Source organism: Pseudomonas sp. R1-6 (assembly GCF_051132115.1).
Classification (GTDB): Bacteria; Pseudomonadota; Gammaproteobacteria; order Pseudomonadales; family Pseudomonadaceae; genus Aquipseudomonas.
Genome location: NZ_CP071662.1, coordinates 1,699,509 through 1,717,039 on the forward strand (window position 1 = coordinate 1,699,509; position 17,531 = coordinate 1,717,039).

12 protein-coding genes are annotated in these 17,531 nt (G+C 60.9%); 7 read left to right on the forward strand and 5 right to left on the reverse strand.

The genetic code is table 11. The features are described from left to right. The first annotated feature begins 29 nt into the window (after nucleotides 1-29). From J3P81_RS07970 to J3P81_RS07990, 5 genes are all read left to right on the forward strand, one after another. Nucleotides 30-632 carry a DsbA family protein gene (locus J3P81_RS07970; protein ID WP_420767913.1) on the forward strand — a complete coding sequence of 201 codons (603 nt, stop codon included), beginning with the start codon at nucleotides 30-32 and terminating at the stop codon, nucleotides 630-632. After that, nucleotides 625-2,454 carry an ABC transporter ATP-binding protein gene (locus J3P81_RS07975; RefSeq protein WP_434563050.1) on the forward strand — a complete coding sequence of 610 codons (1,830 nt, stop codon included), beginning with the start codon at nucleotides 625-627 and terminating at the stop codon, nucleotides 2,452-2,454. The genes J3P81_RS07970 and J3P81_RS07975 overlap by 8 nt, the downstream gene beginning before the upstream one ends. A gap of 190 nt (nucleotides 2,455-2,644) precedes the next feature. After that, a complete protein-coding gene (locus J3P81_RS07980) occupies nucleotides 2,645-5,104 on the forward strand; it encodes an EAL domain-containing protein (protein WP_434563052.1) in 2,460 nt (819 codons plus the stop codon). 79 nt (nucleotides 5,105-5,183) lie between these two features. Further along, nucleotides 5,184-5,954 carry a TenA family transcriptional regulator gene (locus J3P81_RS07985; RefSeq protein ID WP_420767904.1) on the forward strand — a complete coding sequence of 257 codons (771 nt, stop codon included), beginning with the start codon at nucleotides 5,184-5,186 and terminating at the stop codon, nucleotides 5,952-5,954. A gap of 576 nt (nucleotides 5,955-6,530) precedes the next feature. Next, entirely contained in the window at nucleotides 6,531-7,493 is a 963-nt protein-coding gene (locus tag J3P81_RS07990) for an IS110 family transposase (protein WP_434560453.1), read from the forward strand. Between the two features lie 516 nt (nucleotides 7,494-8,009). Here J3P81_RS07990 and J3P81_RS07995 read toward each other — a convergent pair. The 5 genes from J3P81_RS07995 to J3P81_RS08015 form a co-directional block, all read right to left on the reverse strand. After that, the gene (locus tag J3P81_RS07995; RefSeq protein ID WP_420767781.1) at nucleotides 8,010-8,936 is read right to left on the reverse strand and encodes a GGDEF domain-containing protein; all 927 of its coding nucleotides are present in this window, start codon (nucleotides 8,934-8,936) and stop codon (nucleotides 8,010-8,012) included. 359 nt (nucleotides 8,937-9,295) lie between these two features. Next, a complete protein-coding gene (locus J3P81_RS08000; protein WP_434563054.1) occupies nucleotides 9,296-10,036 on the reverse strand; it encodes a YciK family oxidoreductase in 741 nt (246 codons plus the stop codon). 199 nt (nucleotides 10,037-10,235) lie between these two features. Further along, nucleotides 10,236-10,907, reverse strand: a complete 672-nt coding sequence (gene mupP / locus J3P81_RS08005; protein WP_420767783.1) for an N-acetylmuramic acid 6-phosphate phosphatase MupP — start codon at nucleotides 10,905-10,907, stop codon at nucleotides 10,236-10,238. A gap of 4 nt (nucleotides 10,908-10,911) precedes the next feature. Then, entirely contained in the window at nucleotides 10,912-11,610 is a 699-nt protein-coding gene (gene ubiG / locus J3P81_RS08010; protein ID WP_434563056.1) for a bifunctional 2-polyprenyl-6-hydroxyphenol methylase/3-demethylubiquinol 3-O-methyltransferase UbiG, read from the reverse strand. Nucleotides 11,611-11,670: 60 nt separating this feature from the next. After that, nucleotides 11,671-13,002, reverse strand: a complete 1,332-nt coding sequence (locus tag J3P81_RS08015; RefSeq protein ID WP_434563058.1) for a TRZ/ATZ family hydrolase — start codon at nucleotides 13,000-13,002, stop codon at nucleotides 11,671-11,673. A 105-nt stretch (nucleotides 13,003-13,107) separates the two neighbouring features. Here J3P81_RS08015 and mtnA point away from each other — a divergent pair, with 105 nt between their 5' ends. After that, the gene (gene mtnA, locus J3P81_RS08020; protein WP_434563060.1) at nucleotides 13,108-14,184 is read left to right on the forward strand and encodes an S-methyl-5-thioribose-1-phosphate isomerase; all 1,077 of its coding nucleotides are present in this window, start codon (nucleotides 13,108-13,110) and stop codon (nucleotides 14,182-14,184) included. A 421-nt stretch (nucleotides 14,185-14,605) separates the two neighbouring features. Further along, nucleotides 14,606-17,269, forward strand: coding sequence for a DNA gyrase subunit A (gene gyrA / locus J3P81_RS08025; protein WP_434563062.1), 2,664 nt, complete (start codon nucleotides 14,606-14,608; stop codon nucleotides 17,267-17,269). The last annotated feature ends 262 nt before the right edge of the window (nucleotides 17,270-17,531 follow it).

A 17,531-nucleotide genomic window follows, 5' to 3' on the forward strand; every position in this document is an offset into this window, starting at 1 on the left:
CGTCGCGCCTGCTGTATGTGATGGACCCGATGTGTTCCTGGTGCTGGGGCTTCGCGCCGGTGGCCGAGGCGTTGGCCGAGCAGGCGCAGGCCGCGGGCGTGGAATTGCACCTGGTGGTGGGCGGCTTGCGCACTGGCAGCGGTTCGGCCTTGGAGCCGACGACTCGGCGCTACATCTTGGAACACTGGCAGGCGGTCACCCAGGCCACCGGCCAGCCGTTCAAGCTCGAGGGTGCGCTACCGGACGGTTTTGTCTATGACACCGAGCCCGCTTGCCGCGCGCTGGTGACGGCCCGCAGCCTGGCGCCGGACATGGCCTGGACGCTGATGAAGCTGATCCAGCAGGCTTTTTATGCACAGGGTCGCGACGTGACTCACGCCAGCGTCCTGGTGGAACTGGCGGAGCAGGCCGGGCTGCCTCGCATCGAGTTTGCCGCCGCCTTCGATCGCGCCGATCAGCATGCCGCCACGGCCGCTGATTTCACTTGGGTACAAGACCTGGGCATCGCCGGGTTCCCCACGCTGCTGGCCGAACGGGACGGCCAATTGGCCTTGCTGACCAACGGCTACCAACCTTTGGATCAGTTGGCCCCGCTGCTGGGCCGCTGGTTGGAGCGCGCGGCCTGTGCCTGACCTGCCCGGTGATGGCGTATCCGCCACGCGGCGCATCGATCGGTTGAGCTGGGCGGAAATCCGTCGCCTGGCCCTCAAGCACAAGAAAGCCCTGTGGATCGCCAACGGCGTTGCCGTGCTGGCGACGCTGTGCAGCGTACCCATCCCGTTGTTGCTGCCGTTACTGGTGGACGAAGTCCTGCTGGGTCACGGCGACGCGGCATTGAAGGTCATGAATCATGCGCTGCCGGCGGCCTGGCAGAGTGCGGCCGGCTACATTGGGTTGATGCTGCTCGTGACGTTGGCACTGCGTTGCGGCGCATTGCTGTTCAACGTCTTGCAGGCCCGTTTATTCGCCAGCCTGGCCAAGGACATCGTCTATCGCATCCGTATCCGGCTGATTGAACGCCTCAAACGCATTTCCCTCGGCGAATACGAAAGCCTGGGCAGCGGCACCGTGACCACCCATCTGGTCACCGACCTGGACACCCTGGACAAGTTCGTCGGCGAAACCCTTAGCCGGTTCCTGGTGGCCATGCTGACTCTGGTGGGCACCGCCGGGATCCTGATGTGGATGCACTGGAAGCTGGCGCTGCTGATCCTGTTGTTCAATCCGTTGGTGATCTACGCCACGGTGCAACTGGGCAAGCGGGTCAAGCACCTGAAGAAGCTGGAAAACGACAGCACCTCGCGTTTCACCCAGGCGCTGACTGAAACCCTGGATGCCATCCAGGAAGTACGCGCCGGTAACCGCCAGGGATTTTTCCTCGGACGATTGGGGATGCGTGCCCGGGATGTCCGGGACTACGCGGTGAATTCACAATGGAAAACCGACGCCTCGAACCGTGCCAGTGGCCTGCTGTTCCAGTTCGGCATCGACATTTTCCGCGCCGCGGCCATGCTCACCGTGTTGTTTTCGGACCTGTCCGTGGGCCAGATGCTCGCGGTGTTCAGCTACTTGTGGTTCATGATTGGCCCAGTCGAGCAACTGCTGAACCTGCAATACGCCTATTACGCGGCGTCCGGCGCCTTGAATCGCATCAACGAATTGCTGGCCCGCGCCGATGAGCCTCAGTACGACGGTGGCGTCGACCCATTCAAAGGGCGGGACACGGTAGGCATCGACATCCAGGGACTCAGTTTTGGCTACGGCGAGGAGCGGGTGCTCGATCAGATGAACCTGTCCATCTCGCCGGGGGAAAAGGTCGCAATCGTCGGGGCCAGCGGTGGCGGAAAAAGCACCCTGGTGCAACTGCTGTTGGGGCTCTATACGCCACAGGCCGGCAGTATTCGGTTCGGGGGCGCGAGCCAACAGGAAATCGGCCTGGAAACCATCCGGGAAAATGTCGCGGTGGTGCTTCAGCACCCGGCGCTGTTCAACGACACGGTGCGGGCCAATTTGTCCATGGGTCGCGATTGCAGCGATGAGGATTGCTGGCGAGCACTGGCGATCGCCCAGCTCGAATCGACAGTGCGGGCGCTGCCTATGGGGCTGGAGAGTGTCGTGGGTCGATCCGGGGTGAGGTTGTCGGGCGGGCAGCGTCAGCGACTGGCGATTGCGCGCATGGTCCTGGCCGATCCCCGGGTGGTGATTCTCGATGAAGCCACATCGGCGCTGGACGCCGCCACTGAATATAACCTGCACCAGGCATTGGCGAAGTTCCTGCACGGGCGCACCACCTTGATCATCGCCCACCGGTTATCGGCGGTGAAACAGGCCGACCGGGTGTTGGTATTCGACGGCGGGCAAATCGCCGAAGACGGCGACCATCTGCAACTGATTGCCGAGGGTGGTTTGTACGCTCGACTCTATGGTCACTTGCAACAAATACAGCGACCTTGAGTTTCCTTTGCTTTTCTGTGCTTAGTATCGGAAAAAAATCAGCCAGAGCCCCCGATTCGTCCGAATCTCCACCCCAAGCCAAGCGATCCCGTGATCCATTCGTTCGAAGGATCGAAAACTAGCCTAGGCTGTGGAATCTGGAGCGGAATTCTCGCGGGTGCTCATTGGCAATGCTTGTGCAAGGGACCTCATGAAGCAAAAGCGGACTCTCGGAACGCCACGATTGTTGGGCATTGTCTGGCCCTTTATTGCCGTTGTGCTATTTCAAGCATTGCTTGGCGGCGTCAGCCTGTATGTCTTGTCTGCGGTACGCGGATATGTGGCGGGGGAAAGTCTTTGGTCCAAGGGCCAGAAAGACGCCATTTATTACCTCAACCTGTATGCCGACAGCCGTGACGAATCGATTTTCCGCAAATACCAACAGGCCATCGCCGTGCCTGAGGGCGGCCATGACCTTCGCGTGGCCCTCGACCGCCAACCGCCGGACCTGGAAGCGGCGCGGGCCGGGATCCTCCAGGGCGGGAATCATCCGGACGACGTTTCCAGCCTGATCTGGCTGTACCTCAACTTTCGCCACTTCAGTTATCTGGAAGAGGCCATCGACCTCTGGACAGTGGGCGATGGCTACCTCACCGAGCTGGATAATGTCGCGCGACAAATGCATCGCAGCATCACGGCGGGGGAGGCGACGGAAAACGACGTGCGAGGCTGGAAAGCGCAGATTTTCGCGATCAACGATTCGGTGACGCCGGCCGCCAAGGCTTTCAGCGATGCGCTGGGCGAGGGGTCGCGGTTCATCCTGCGCCTGTTGCTCGTGACCAACTTCGCCACGGCCCTGGGGCTGATCGTGCTGGCGCTGTTGCGCACGCATAAATTGCTGGCCCAGCGACAAGTCTTCGCCAACGCGCTGCAGTTAGAGAAGGAGCGGGCGCAGATCACCCTGCAATCGATCGGCGACGGGGTGATCACCACCGACGTTGAAGGCGCCATCGCCTACATGAACCCCGCGGCCGAAGCGATGACGCACTGGAAAGCCGAGCATGCGGCGGGGCTGCCCCTGGCGGCGCTGTTCAATCTGCTCGATGACAATGCCCAGACCGAGGGGCTGACATTGATCGAGCATATCCTCAGCGGGCGGCTTGGCGGCGGCAGCGAGCATTCCAAGCTGATCCAGAGGCTGGACGGCAGCACCGTGTCGGTCACGCTGGTCGGTGCGCCGATCCGCCACGCGGGCAAGGTCAGCGGCGCGGTGCTGGTATTGCACGACATGACCCAGGAGCGGCAGTACATCGCCAACCTGTCCTGGCAGGCCACGCACGATGCATTGACCGGCCTGGCGAACCGTCGCGAATTCGAATACCGCCTCGAACAGGCCCTGCATAACCTGACTCGTCAAGTGGGCCGCCACGCCTTGATGTTTCTCGACCTGGATCAGTTCAAGCTGGTCAACGACACGTGCGGTCATGCCGCGGGTGACGAGTTGCTGCGCCATATTTGCGCGCTGCTGCAATCGGGGTTGCGGGAAAACGATACATTGGCCCGGCTGGGCGGGGATGAGTTCGGCATCTTGTTGGAAAACTGTTCGCCGGACGCGGCGGAAAAAATTGCCGAAGGTCTGCGCCAGACCGTACAGAACCTGCATTTTGTATGGAAAGGCCGGCCATTCGTGACCACCGTGAGCATTGGCCTCGTGCACATCGCCCAGAGTCCGACCACGCTGGAGGCGTCCCTGCGGGCCGCGGACATGGCGTGCTACATGGCCAAGGAAAAAGGGCGCAACCGGGTCCAGGTCTACCATGCCGACGATTCGGAACTGTCCCTGCGTTTCGGCGAGATGGCCTGGGTCCAGCGCCTGCATATGGCCCTGGAAGAAAATCGCTTCTGTCTCTACGCCCAGGAAATTGCCGCATTGGGTCCGGGTGACCATGGCGGCGGTCACATTGAAATCCTGTTGCGCCTGCATGACGAGGCGGGCCGGATGATCCTGCCGGACAGTTTTATCCCGGCGGCGGAACGTTATGGTCTGATGACTTCGCTGGACCGTTGGGTAGTGGAGAATGTTTTCAGGATCATTCGCCAGTGCCTGAACGAATCAAGGCGGGGTCCGTTGGCAATGTGTGCGATTAATCTGTCAGGCACGACTATAGGAGATCAGGCATTCCTGGACTTCCTGCGTAAACAGTTTGAGACGTACGCCATCCCACCAGAAATGATTTGTTTTGAAATTACCGAGACCAGTGCAATTTCCAATCTGGGCAGTGCGATCCGCTTTATCAATGAACTCAAAGGCTTGGGTTGTTACTTTTCCCTGGATGACTTTTGTGCCGGAATGTCTTCATTCGCTTACTTGAAACATTTACCTGTAGACTTCCTGAAGATCGATGGGAGTTTCGTAAAGGATATGCTGGACGACCCGATTAACCGGGCAATGGTCGAAGTGATCAATCATATCGGCCACGTCATGGGTAAGCGTACGATTGCCGAGTTCGTAGAAACGGTACAGATCGAACAGGCATTGCTTGAGATTGGCGTGGATTACGCTCAGGGGTATGTTATCGAGCGTCCACAAATGTTTACCTGTGACACATTGCAGTGCAGGCCGGCCAGGCCCCAGCCGTTGTTATTCAAGGCCCCCGGCACGTTCCGCTGAAACTCTTGTTGGTCCGCAAAAAATCACAATCAAAAGGAGCCCGACAGTGATCGACACATTCAACCGAACAGGCCCGCTCATGGACGCTAGTAGCTATCCGAAATGGGCACAGCAGCTCATTACAGATTGCAGCGAGAGCAAGCGCCGGGTTGTCGAACACGAGCTGTATCAACGCATGCGTGACAACAAGCTCAGCGCCAAGACCATGCGCCACTACCTCATTGGTGGTTGGCCGGTCGTTGAACAGTTCGCTTTATACATGGCACAGAATCTCACCAAGACCCGCTTTGCCCGCCACCCTGGCGAGGACATGGCGCGTCGCTGGCTGATGCGCAACATTCGTGTCGAACTCAATCACGCCGACTACTGGGTGAACTGGAGCGCCGCCCATGGTGTGACGCTCGAGGATCTCCAGGCACAGCAGGTGCCGCCCGAGCTGCACGCACTGAGCCATTGGTGCTGGCACACCAGCTCGGCGGACTCGCTGATCGTGGCGATCGCGGCGACCAACTACGCCATCGAGGGCGCGACCGGGGAATGGTCGGCGCTGGTCTGCTCCAATGGCGTCTACGCATCGGCCTTCGCCGAGGAAGACCGCAAGCGGGCCATGAAATGGCTGAAGATGCATGCCCAGTATGACGATGCCCACCCTTGGGAAGCGCTGGAAATCATCTGCACACTGGCGGGTATGAACCCGAGCAAGGCGCTGCAGGTGGAGCTGCGGCAGGCCGTTTGCAAGAGCTACGACTACATGTATCTGTTCCTGGAACGATGCATGCAGCTGGAGCAATCGGGCGTAGCCGAGAAAACCCCGCCCAGCCGCGAGCGCCTGGCGTTGGCGGGTAGCTGACACCCGATAGCTTGACCCTCCTGTGGGAGCGGGCTTGCTCGCGAAAGCGGTCTGAACCGTCAACCTTGTGTTGAATGTTCCGGCCCCTTCGCGAGCAAGCTCGCTCCCACAGTGGTTTTGTGGGGATCGAAAATCTGATGTGCACCGCCAATCCCCTGTGGGAGCGAGCCTGCTCGCGATGGCGGGCTGGCAGTTAATCTTGTGTTGGCAGACCCGGCCCCTTCGCGAGCAGGCTCGCTCCCACAGTGGTTTTGTGAGGATCGAAAAAATCTGATGTACACCGCCAATCCCCTGTGGGGGCGAGCTTGCTCGCGATGGCGGGCTGGCAGTTAACCTTGTGTTGGCAGACCCGGCCCCTTCGCGAGCAAGCTCGCTTGTATGTTTAGACTTGAAGGGGTGGGCAGGACTAAAAGCTCGATTCCGACTCTAGCCAGTACGGACCGTGGGAGACTTCTCATCCCGCCCTTTCTACCTAAAGCGCCGATAAGGAATTCATCGGTAAAACCGACGATAGAAGCAAGCCAGCGCTACGGTAGACCCCGACAAGCATCTAAACCCTAGCTCCGAGGATTCGAGATGACAATCCTTACCTCTCCAGCGGTTATCGGTATTGATGTCGCCAAGGCTGAAATTGTCGCTTATCGCGAGGATCTGAAAAGCATTCAAATCGTCGATAACAATCGTGAAGCCCTTGTCCGTTGGCTCAAAATGTTGCCAGCGCAAAGCTTGATTGCCTTGGAAGCCACCAGCTTTTATCACCTGGATACGGCTGAACTGGCCCATGGGATGGGGCACAGGGTTTATGTTGTGGATGCCTATCGTGTGGCCCATTACCGCGAAAGCATTGGGCAGCGGGCAAAAACCGACCCTTGTGATGCACGTTTGCTGGCGCGTTATCTGACGAATGAACAGCAACGGTTACGTGCCTGGACACCACCTTCAGATGCCTACAAAGTGCTAAGAAGCCTGCTACGCAAGCGTGCAGAACTGATCAAAGCTCGCGTCAGCCTCATGCTGAGCTGGTCGAGCGAACCGCTTCTGAAAGATATCCTGACCCAGCAACTGGACGCCTTCAAGCAAAGCGATCGGGCCATTCAGAAGTTATTGCGTGAAGCCAGCCAAGGGGCGGGGATTACTGAGAATATCAACCGCTGCAAAGCCATTGAGGGTGTGGGCGAACTGACGGCAACAAGCCTGGCGACCGCATTCATGCGAGGTGACTTCGCCAGCGGCGATGCGTTCATTGCCTTTTTAGGGATGGACCTGAGGCCAAAAGACTCCGGAAAAAAACACAGTCCCAGACACCTGAGCAAGAAAGGAGATGGCGAGCTGCGACGCTTGGCACACACCGCAGCAATGGCGGCTTGCCGGTCTCCAGTCTGGAAGCCTTACTACGAGTCCTGCTTGGCAAGAGGTTTCGCCAGAACCCAAGCGTTGGTGAGCCTCGCCCGTAAATTGTGTCGGGTGGCATTCGCCCTGATGAAAAACCAGAGCGAATATCGCTCTAATTCTATGCTGCAGGGTTCCCCTGCAACATAGAATCTCCCACAGTGGTTTTGTGGTGAGTGAAGATCTTATGTTCACTGCCAATCCCTTGTGGGAGCGAGCTTGCTCGCGATGGCGGGCTGGCAGTTAATCTTGTGTTGGCAGGCCCGGCCCCTTCGCGAGCAGGCTCGCTCGCACAATGGTTTTGTGGTGAGTGAAGATCTTATGTACACCGCCAATCCCCTGTGGGAGCGAGCTTGCTCGCGATGGCGGGCTGGCAGTTAACCTTGCGTTGGCAGGCCCGGCCCCTTCGCGAGCAGGCTCGCTCCCACAGTGGTTTTGTGGTGAGTGAAGATCTTATGTACACCGCCAATCCCCTGTGGGAGCGAGCCTGCTCGCGATGGCGGGCTGGCAGTTTAATCTTGTGTTGGCAGGCCCGGCCCCTTCGCGAGCAGGCTCGCTCCCACAGTGGTTTTGTGGGGATCGAAAAAATCTGATGTACACCGCCAATCCCCTGTGGGAGCGAGCCTGCTCGCGATGGCGGTGTGTCGGCGTCAAGCAGTTGGGGCTTCAGCCCGCCATCGTCAACCGGTTTCTGCCCTCGCGCTTTGCTACATACAGCGCACTGTCGGCTCGGCGCAAGAGGCTTTCGGCCGACTCGCCCGGCAGCAATGTCGCGCAGCCGAGGCTGACGGTCAGTTCAATCCTCGTCCCGCCGGCGAAATAATCCTGGGTCTGGGCGGCATAACGCAGCCGTTCGCCGACCATGGCCGCGGCATCCCGGCTGGTGTTGGCCAGCAGGATCAGGAACTCTTCCCCGCCAAACCGGAACACCATGTCGACATTGCGCAGATGGCTCTTGATCGAGTCAGCGACGGCCCTGAGCACTTCATCGCCGACACCATGCCCATGGGTGTCGTTGATCCGCTTGAAATGATCGATGTCCAGCATCAACAGCGACAGTGGCTGCATGTGGCGCCGGGCCATGTCGATCTCACGTTCCAGCGTCTGGTCCATCGCGATGCGGTTGCCGGTGCCGGTCAGCGGATCGCGTAGGGCGCTTTGGGTGGCGGCGCGGTAGAGCAAGGCGTTGCGCAGCGGAAAAAACAGCGAAGACAGTGTCGATTCCAGGTCGCTCTGTTCCGACTCGGTAAAGCGCTGATTGCGGCGGAACACCAGCTCGCCCAGATGTTCGCCTTCATGGCTGAGGTTGTAGCTGAGGTTGTGGTGCCCGCGTTGGCCGAATTCCATACGCAGGTCGCTGGGCTTGTGCTGATACGCCAGCGCGTCCAAGGGCACCAGCCGTTGCACTTCGCGGAAGAACAAGCCAAGGATCCGTTGCGGTTCCAGGCTGGTCTGCAACTGTTGACCAAGTTGCTGGCGCAGCTGGGACAGGCTGACGGGCCGCGCCACGAGTGGAGACGGCTGGGCCAGGCCCAGGCGCTGCAACTTGGCGCTATCAAAGTCGATCGCGTTGGTCTGTGTGGGCGTTTTCATATGGCGTGAGCCCCTGAACTTTATCGATCCTGACCGGCGGGGGTGAGGTGGCCCTAGGCTACGCGTCGTACTGATCCATCAGTCCCGAAGGACACTGAGTTGAGTTTAGTCCGCTTTATCTGGCAGGCATAAACCCTTCGCAATGTTCGCTACTCGCCGGACACGGCGTGTTTAAAAGGGTTAGAGCGAAACTCGTGCCATTCAGTTCACCTTGATAAAAACCACTATTGAATCAAGGCGTTGATGACTGACGGTGGTCGTAATGCGAGCAAGGGGCGGCGACGGCTTGGCGTTTCGGTTGGGTGGCGCATCGAGGAAGGGTGCGTCGCGACGGTAAACCGCCGCGACGCGGATGGCTGTCACTGCGCGTTGAGCGCTTGGCCATTGACGCCCTGGCTGTCAGGTCCCATGAGGTACAGGTAGACCGGCATGATTTCTTCGGGTGTCGGATTGTTGAGCGGATTTTCTCCCGGGTAGGCCTGGGCCCGCATGCTGGTGCGGGTGGCGCCGGGATTGATGCTGTTGGAACGCACTGGCGCTACGGTGTCGACTTCGTCAGCGAGAGTTTGCATCAGCCCCTCGGTGGCGAACTTGGACACGCCATAAGCGCCCCAATACGCCCGGCCTTTGCGTCCGACGCTGCTGGAAGTGAACACCACGGAGGCATCCTTGGACAATTTGAGCAGCGGCAACAACGTGCTGGTGAGCATGAACATGGCGTTGACGTTCACTTGCATCACGCGCATGAAATTCTCGCCGGAAAGCTGCTCCAGCGGCGTGCGCGGACCAATGATCGAGGCGTTGTGCAGCAGCCCGTCGAGGTGACCGAACTCGGTCTCGATCATGGCGGCCAGCTCATCGTATTGATGGGGCAGGGCAGTTTCGAGGTTGAAGGGAATCACCGCTGGTTGCGGATGGCCGGCCGCTTCGATTTCGTCATAGACCTGGGTCAGGTTGGCCTCGGTCTTGCCCAGCAACAGCACGGTGGCGCCATGGGCGGCATAAGCCTTGGCGGCAGCGGCGCCGATCCCGCGGCCGGCCCCGGTGACGAGAATGATGCGGCCTTCGAGCAGGTCGGGGCGGGCGGAGTAATCAAACATAAAGAAACCTCACGAAACAAAACAATGCGTCAGTGGTGCGCAGTTGTGGCGAGGGGATTTATCGAAACGTCGCGCCGCCCCTCTGGGTTCGGTTTGATGTACTGCGGTGGCAGTTATATTTTTGGGGACGCTGCGCACCCCAGCGGGGATAGATCCCCTCGCCACAGCAAGCTCCCTCGCCACAAGAGCGGGCCTCAGATCAGCAACTGCACAACGCGTTATCCAGCACTTCACGCAGGGCCAGGGGATGGTCGATCACCACATCCGCGCCCCAGTGCTTGGGATTGTCGTCTGGATGGATATAGCCATAAGTGACCGCACAGGTCTTGGTGCCAGCGCCGCGGCCCGACTCGATATCGCGTAGGTCATCACCCACGAACAGCACGCTGGCCGGATCCAGGTCGAGCATCTTGCAGGCCAGGGTCAACGGTTCGGGATCCGGCTTGCTGTTTTTCACATGGTCGGGGCAGATCAACACTTTCGAGCGCTCGGCCAGGCCCAGCTGCTGCATGATCGGCTCGGCAAAACGTACCGGTTTGTTGGTGACCACGCCCCAGATAAGGTTGGCCGCCTCGATGTCGGCCAGCACTTCGGCCATGCCATCGAAGAGGTGACTGTGGACCGCGCACCCTTTGAGGTAACGGTCGAGGAATTCCTGGCGCAGTTCTTCGAAGCCCGGCGATTCGGGGTCCATCGAGAACGTCGCCGCGACCATCGCCCGGGCACCGCCGGAGATTTCGTCGCGGATGTGCTGGGTGTTCATCGGCGGCAAGCCACGGTCGGCGCGCATGGCCTGGCAGATGGCGATGAAGTCGGGCGCGGTGTCGAGCAGCGTGCCGTCCATGTCGAAGAGAACCGCTTTGAGACGCATCGACTTATTCCTCGCGCAGGGTCTGGATCATGTAGTTGACGTCAACGTCGGCGGCCAGCTTGTAGTGCTTGGTCAGCGGGTTGTAGGTCAGGCCGATGATGTCCTTGACGGTCAACCCGGCCATGCGGCTCCAGGCGCCGAGCTCGGAAGGACGGATGAATTTCTTGAAGTCGTGGGTGCCACGCGGCAGCAGCTTCATGATGTATTCGGCGCCGATGATGGCGAACAGGTAGGCCTTCGGGTTGCGGTTGATCGTGGAGAAGAACACCTGGCCGCCGGGCTTGACCATCTGGAAGCAGGCGCGGATGACCGACGAAGGGTCCGGCACGTGCTCGAGCATCTCCAGGCAGGTGACCACGTCGAACTGGCCGGGCATTTCCTCGGCCAGGGCTTCGGCGGTGATCTGCCGATATTCCACGCTGACGCCGGATTCAAGCTGATGCAATTGCGCAACCGCCAGCGGCGCCTCGCCCATGTCGATGCCCATGACAGTGGCGCCACGCAGGGCCATGGCTTCGCTGAGGATGCCGCCGCCACAACCGACGTCGAGGACTTTCTTGCCCGCGAGGCTGACGCGCTCTTCGATCCAGTTGACCCGCAGCGGGTTGATGTCGTGCAGCGGTTTGAATTCGCTCTCGCGGTCCCACCAGCGATGGGCCAGGGCTTCGAACTTGGCGATTTCGGCGTGGTCGACGTTGCTCATGTGAAGATCCTCGAAAAACTTGAAAAATCAGTGACCCCGAGCCTTGGCTCAAAGGGCGTGCTATTCGTCCTGGCCGCTCACCCGCCGGCCCCAGGCCTGGGCCGTGGCAGTCAGTTGCGACTCGTCCATGCGAGTCAGGCGACCTTCCTCCAGCAATTGTTTTCCGGCCACCCACAGGTGTTTGACGCAATGCCGGCCCGTGGCGTAGATCAACTGCGAAACCGGGTCGTAGACCGGTTGTTGCGCCAGCCCGGACAGGTCGAAGGCCACCAGGTCGGCGGCCTTGCCGACTTCCAGTGAACCGACCGTCGCTTCGATGCCCAAAGCCCGGGCGCCGTTGAGCGTGGCCATGCGCAGCGCACGGTGGGCGTCCAGGGCGGTGGCCGAGCCCGCAACGGCCTTCGCCAGCAGGGCGGCGGTGCGGGTTTCGCCCAGCAGGTCCAGGTCATTGTTGCTCGCCGCACCGTCGGTGCCGACCGCGACGTTGACGCCAGCCTGCCACAGGCGCTCCACCGGGCAGAAGCCGCTGGCCAGCTTCAGATTGGACTCCGGACAATGGATCACGCTGCAGTTGTGTTCTACCAGCAGGGCCTGGTCCTCGTCGCTGACCTGGGTCATGTGCACCGCCTGGAAGCGTGGCCCCAACAGGCCAAGCCGCGCCAGTCGGGCCATCGGCCGCTCGCCGGTATTATCCACAGCCTGCTGCACTTCGAAGGCGGTTTCGTGAACATGCATGTGGATGGCCGCGTCCAGTTCTTCGGCGATCACCCGGATCTTCTCCAGGTTGTCGTCGCCCACGGTGTATGGCGCATGCGGGCCGAATGCGACTTTGATCCTCGGGTGGTGCTTGAGGTCGCCGAATAATTCGATGCCCTGACGAATGGCGTCGTCGGCGTTGGCGGCGCCGGGGATCGGAAAGTCGAGAATGGGAATGGCTATTTGCGCGCGGATGCCGCTGTTATGGACGCGGTCGCTGGCGACCTTGGGGTAGAAGTACATGTCCGAAAAGCAGGTGATGCCGCCCTGGATCTGCTCGGCGATCGCCAGGTCGGTGCCGTCGCGGACGAAATCCTCATCGACCCATTTGCCCTCGGCGGGCCAGATGTGCTGTTCGAGCCAGGTCATCAGCGGCAGGTCATCGGCCAGGCCGCGGAACAGCGTCATCGCCGCGTGACCGTGGGCGTTGACCAGGCCCGGGCTGAGCAGCATGCCGGGCAATTCGCGGACTTCAGCGGCGTCGCACCTCATGGCTTCGGCCCGTGGCCCGATGAACACGATGCAACCGTCGCGAATGCCCAGGCCATGATCCTTGAGCACGACACCGGCGGGTTCGACAGGCACCAACCAGGTCGGCAGCAATAATAAGTCGAGCGCAACGGCAGGCTTGGGCATCGTGGAACGGTTCCATGAGTTATAAAGGAGGCGAAGTATACCCGAGCGTCTTCGCGGAGGGATCGCTATAATCGGCGGCTTTTGTTTCTGAGTGCGGGGTGAAGGATGCGCAATCGACTGTTGGCTGCGGAGAAGGTGAAGGCCATCGATTGGCGTGATGGCGCTCTTTATCTGCTCGATCAGCGTGTTTTGCCGTTCGAGGAGAACTGGATCGGCTACACCAGTGCGGCCGGCGTGGCCGAGGCCATCCGTTCGATGGTAGTGCGCGGCGCGCCGGCCATCGGCATCAGTGCCGCCTATGGCGTGGTGCTGGCGGCGCGGGCGCGGTTGGCCGAGGGCGGTGACTGGCAAGATGCGCTGGAAGCGGATTTCGCCTTGCTGGCCGATTCCCGGCCGACGGCGGTCAATCTGTTCTGGGCGCTTGACCGCATGCGCGACCGCTTGGCGCGCCTCAAAGAGCATGCCGATCCACTGGCGGCCCTGGAGGCCGAAGCCATGGCGATCCACGAAAGCGATCGCGAGGCCAACCTGACCATGGCCCAGCTCGGCGTCGACCTGATTCGCAAGCATCAGGGCAACGCCCAGGCCATCCTGACCCACTGCAACACCGGCGCCCTTGCCACCGGCGGCTTCGGTACCGCGCTCGGGGTGATTCGCGGTGCATTCCTTGAAGGCATGGTCGAGCGGGTCTACGCCGACGAAACCCGCCCATGGCTACAGGGTTCGCGGTTGACCGCGTGGGAACTGGCGAACGAAGGCATTCCGGTGACCCTCAACGCCGACTCCGCTGCCGCCCACATCATGAAGACCAAAGGTGTGACCTGGGTGATCGTCGGCGCCGACCGCATCACCGCCAATGGCGACGTGGCGAACAAGATCGGCACCTATCAATTGGCAGTCTGCGCCATGCACCACGGTGTGCGCTTCATGGTGGTGGCGCCGAGCTCGACCATCGACATGAACCTGGCCAGCGGTGAAGACATTCCCATCGAAGAGCGTGACGGCCGCGAATTGCTGGAAGTTGGCGGCAAGCGGGTCGGGGCCGATGTCGACGCCTTCAATCCGGTCTTCGACGTGACCCCGGCAGACCTGATCGACGCTATCGTGACGGAGAAAGGCATTGTTGAGCGGCCAGATGCGGCGAAGATGGCCCAACTGATGTGTCGCAAGCGGTTGCACTAAGGGCTTCGGCGCCTGAGCTGGCCCCATCGCGAGCAGGCTCGCTCCCACATTGGACAGCGTACGTTGCCCTGTGGGAGCGAGCCTGCTCGCGATGGGGCCGGCAAAGCCTGAAAAAACAGCCAAATCCGGCCACCAATCGCCATTCCCAGCGCCTCTGAGCTTCTCTCGTCCCTTTTCAGCCTGTCATCGGTCAACTAACTACGCACCATGCGCATCTGGGGGATAGGTGCGTGGCGGCTCTTGTGATAACATCCGGCGGTTTCCAAGGCTGCCTCGCGAGGTGGCCTTTACTGCGCAGATCCATGGCATAACTCGTTGATTTGTCGTAAGTCGCTGCTCGGCATTTGTCCTGCAGCGGCGAGCTTCGTTCGTCCCATCTGGACGTGACGAGGTTTCACCAGAAAAAGGAATCAGGCTTCTCATGGGCGAACTGGCCAAAGAAATCCTCCCGGTCAATATCGAAGACGAGCTGAAACAGTCCTACCTCGACTACGCAATGAGCGTGATCGTCGGGCGGGCGCTGCCGGATGCGCGCGATGGCTTGAAGCCCGTGCACCGGCGCGTGCTGTTCGCGATGAGCGAGCTGGGCAACGACTTCAACAAGCCGTACAAGAAATCCGCCCGTGTCGTCGGCGACGTGATCGGTAAGTATCACCCCCACGGCGACACTGCCGTGTACGACACCATCGTGCGGATGGCGCAGCCGTTCTCCCTGCGCTACCTGCTGGTGGATGGCCAGGGCAACTTCGGTTCGGTGGACGGCGACAACGCCGCGGCCATGCGATACACCGAAGTGCGCATGACCAAGCTGGCCCACGAGCTGCTGGCCGACCTGCACAAGGAAACCGTGGACTGGGTGCCGAACTACGACGGCACCGAGATGATCCCGGCGGTCATGCCGACCCGTATCCCGAACCTGCTCGTCAACGGCTCCAGCGGTATCGCCGTGGGCATGGCGACCAACATCCCGCCGCACAACCTCGGCGAAGTCATCGACGGTTGCCTGGCCCTCATCGACAACCCGGAACTGTCCGTCGATGAACTGATGCAGTACATCCCCGGCCCGGATTTCCCGACCGCCGCGATCATCAACGGTCGCGCCGGCATCATCGAGGCCTATCGCACCGGTCGTGGCCGCATCTACATGCGCGCCCGTTCCACCGTCGAGGACATCGACAAGGTTGGCGGCCGCCAGCAGATCGTCATCACCGAGCTGCCGTACCAACTGAACAAGGCTCGCCTGATCGAGAAGATCGCCGAGCTGGTGAAAGAGAAGAAACTCGAAGGCATCACCGAGCTGCGTGACGAGTCCGACAAGGACGGCATGCGCGTCGTGATCGAGCTGCGTCGTGGCGAAGTGCCCGAGGTGATCCTCAACAACCTCTACGCCCAGACCCAGCTGCAAAGCGTGTTCGGCATCAACATCGTCGCGTTGATCGACGGCCGTCCGCGGATCCTGAACCTCAAGGACCTGCTGGAAGCCTTCGTCCGTCACCGCCGCGAAGTGGTTACCCGCCGTACCGTGTTCGAGCTGCGCAAGGCGCGCGAGCGCGGCCATATCCTCGAAGGCCAGGCCGTTGCCCTGTCGAACATCGACCCGGTGATCGCCTTGATCAAGGCCTCGCCAACGCCGTCGGAAGCCAAGGAAGCGCTGGTCAGCACCCCTTGGGAATCCAGTGCGGTAGTGGCGATGGTCGAACGCGCCGGTGCCGATTCGTGCCGTCCGGAAAACCTAGATCCGCAATACGGCCTGCGCGAAGGCAAGTACTTCCTGTCCCCGGAGCAGGCGCAAGCCATCCTGGAACTGCGCCTGCACCGCCTGACCGGTCTGGAGCACGAGAAGCTGCTGGCCGAATACCAGGAAATCCTCAACCAGATCGGCGAGCTGATCCGCATCCTCAACAGCGCCACGCGCCTGATGGAAGTGATCCGCGAAGAACTGGAAGTGATCCGCGCCGAATACGGCGACGTGCGCCGCACCGAAATCCTCGATGCGCGCCTGGACCTGACCCTGGGGGACATGATCCCGGAAGAAGAGCGCGTGGTGACCATTTCCCACGGAGGCTATGCCAAGACCCAACCGTTGGCCGCCTACCAGGCCCAACGTCGCGGTGGCAAAGGCAAATCGGCTACCGGCGTCAAGGACGAGGACTACATCGCACACCTGCTGGTCGCCAACAGCCACACTACGCTGCTGCTGTTCTCCAGCAAGGGCAAGGTGTACTGGCTCAAGACCTACGAAATTCCCGAAGCATCCCGCGCTGCCCGTGGTCGTCCGCTGGTCAACCTGTTGCCGCTGGACGACGGTGAATACATCACCACCATGCTGCCGGTGGAGGAATACACCGAAGGTCACTACATCTTCATGGCAACCGCCAACGGCACCGTGAAGAAGACCCCGCTGGAATCCTTCAGCCGCCAGCGCAGCGTCGGCCTGATCGCCCTGGAGCTGGACGAGGGCGACGTGCTGATTTCCGCCGCCATCACCGACGGCGAACGCGAAGTCATGCTGTTCTCCGACGGCGGCAAGGTCACGCGCTTCAAGGAATCCGATGTCCGCGCCATGGGCCGTACCGCCCGTGGTGTGCGCGGCATGCGTCTGCCGGAAGGGCAGAAGCTGATTTCCATGCTGATCCCCGAAGAAGGCAGCCAGATCCTCACCGCATCCGAGCGTGGCTACGGCAAGCGTACCGCCATCAGCGAGTTCCCCGAGTACAAGCGTGGCGGCCAGGGCGTGATCGCCATGGTCAGCAACGAGCGTAACGGTCGCCTGGTTGGCGCGGTCCAGGTGCTCGACGGCGAGGAGATCATGCTGATTTCCGACCAAGGCACGTTGGTGCGTACGCGGGTCGACGAAGTCTCCAGCCTGGGTCGTAACACCCAGGGCGTGACGCTGATCAAGCTGGCCAAAGACGAAAAACTGGTCGGCCTTGAGCGCGTCCAGGAGCCTTCGGAAGTCGAAGGCGAAGAGCTGGAAGGCGAGGACGGCGTGGCGTTCGATGGCGCCCTCGGTGCCGATGTCGACGACACCGTCGGCGACCAACCGCTCGATGCTGCCGCAGACGAAGAAGAGCCGCAGGACTAAGCGGGAACGCAGGGGGCGGATGAAAATTCGCCCCTTGTTGTTTGTTCCGTTTGAAAATTTGCGACACTGCGCAATCCCTATGGGGACTGCCCCTCTCTTGAGGCTTGTTTGATTCATTGTGGCGAGGGAGCTTGCTCCCGCTGGGCCGGCTGGCGTTCCAGTGCGCAGCGGCCCCTCTTTTTTGTGAGCGTTTCGCACTCAAGCGGGAGCAAGCTCCCTCGCCACTGATTCAGCCATGTCTTGACTAAGCGGTAGCCCTGTA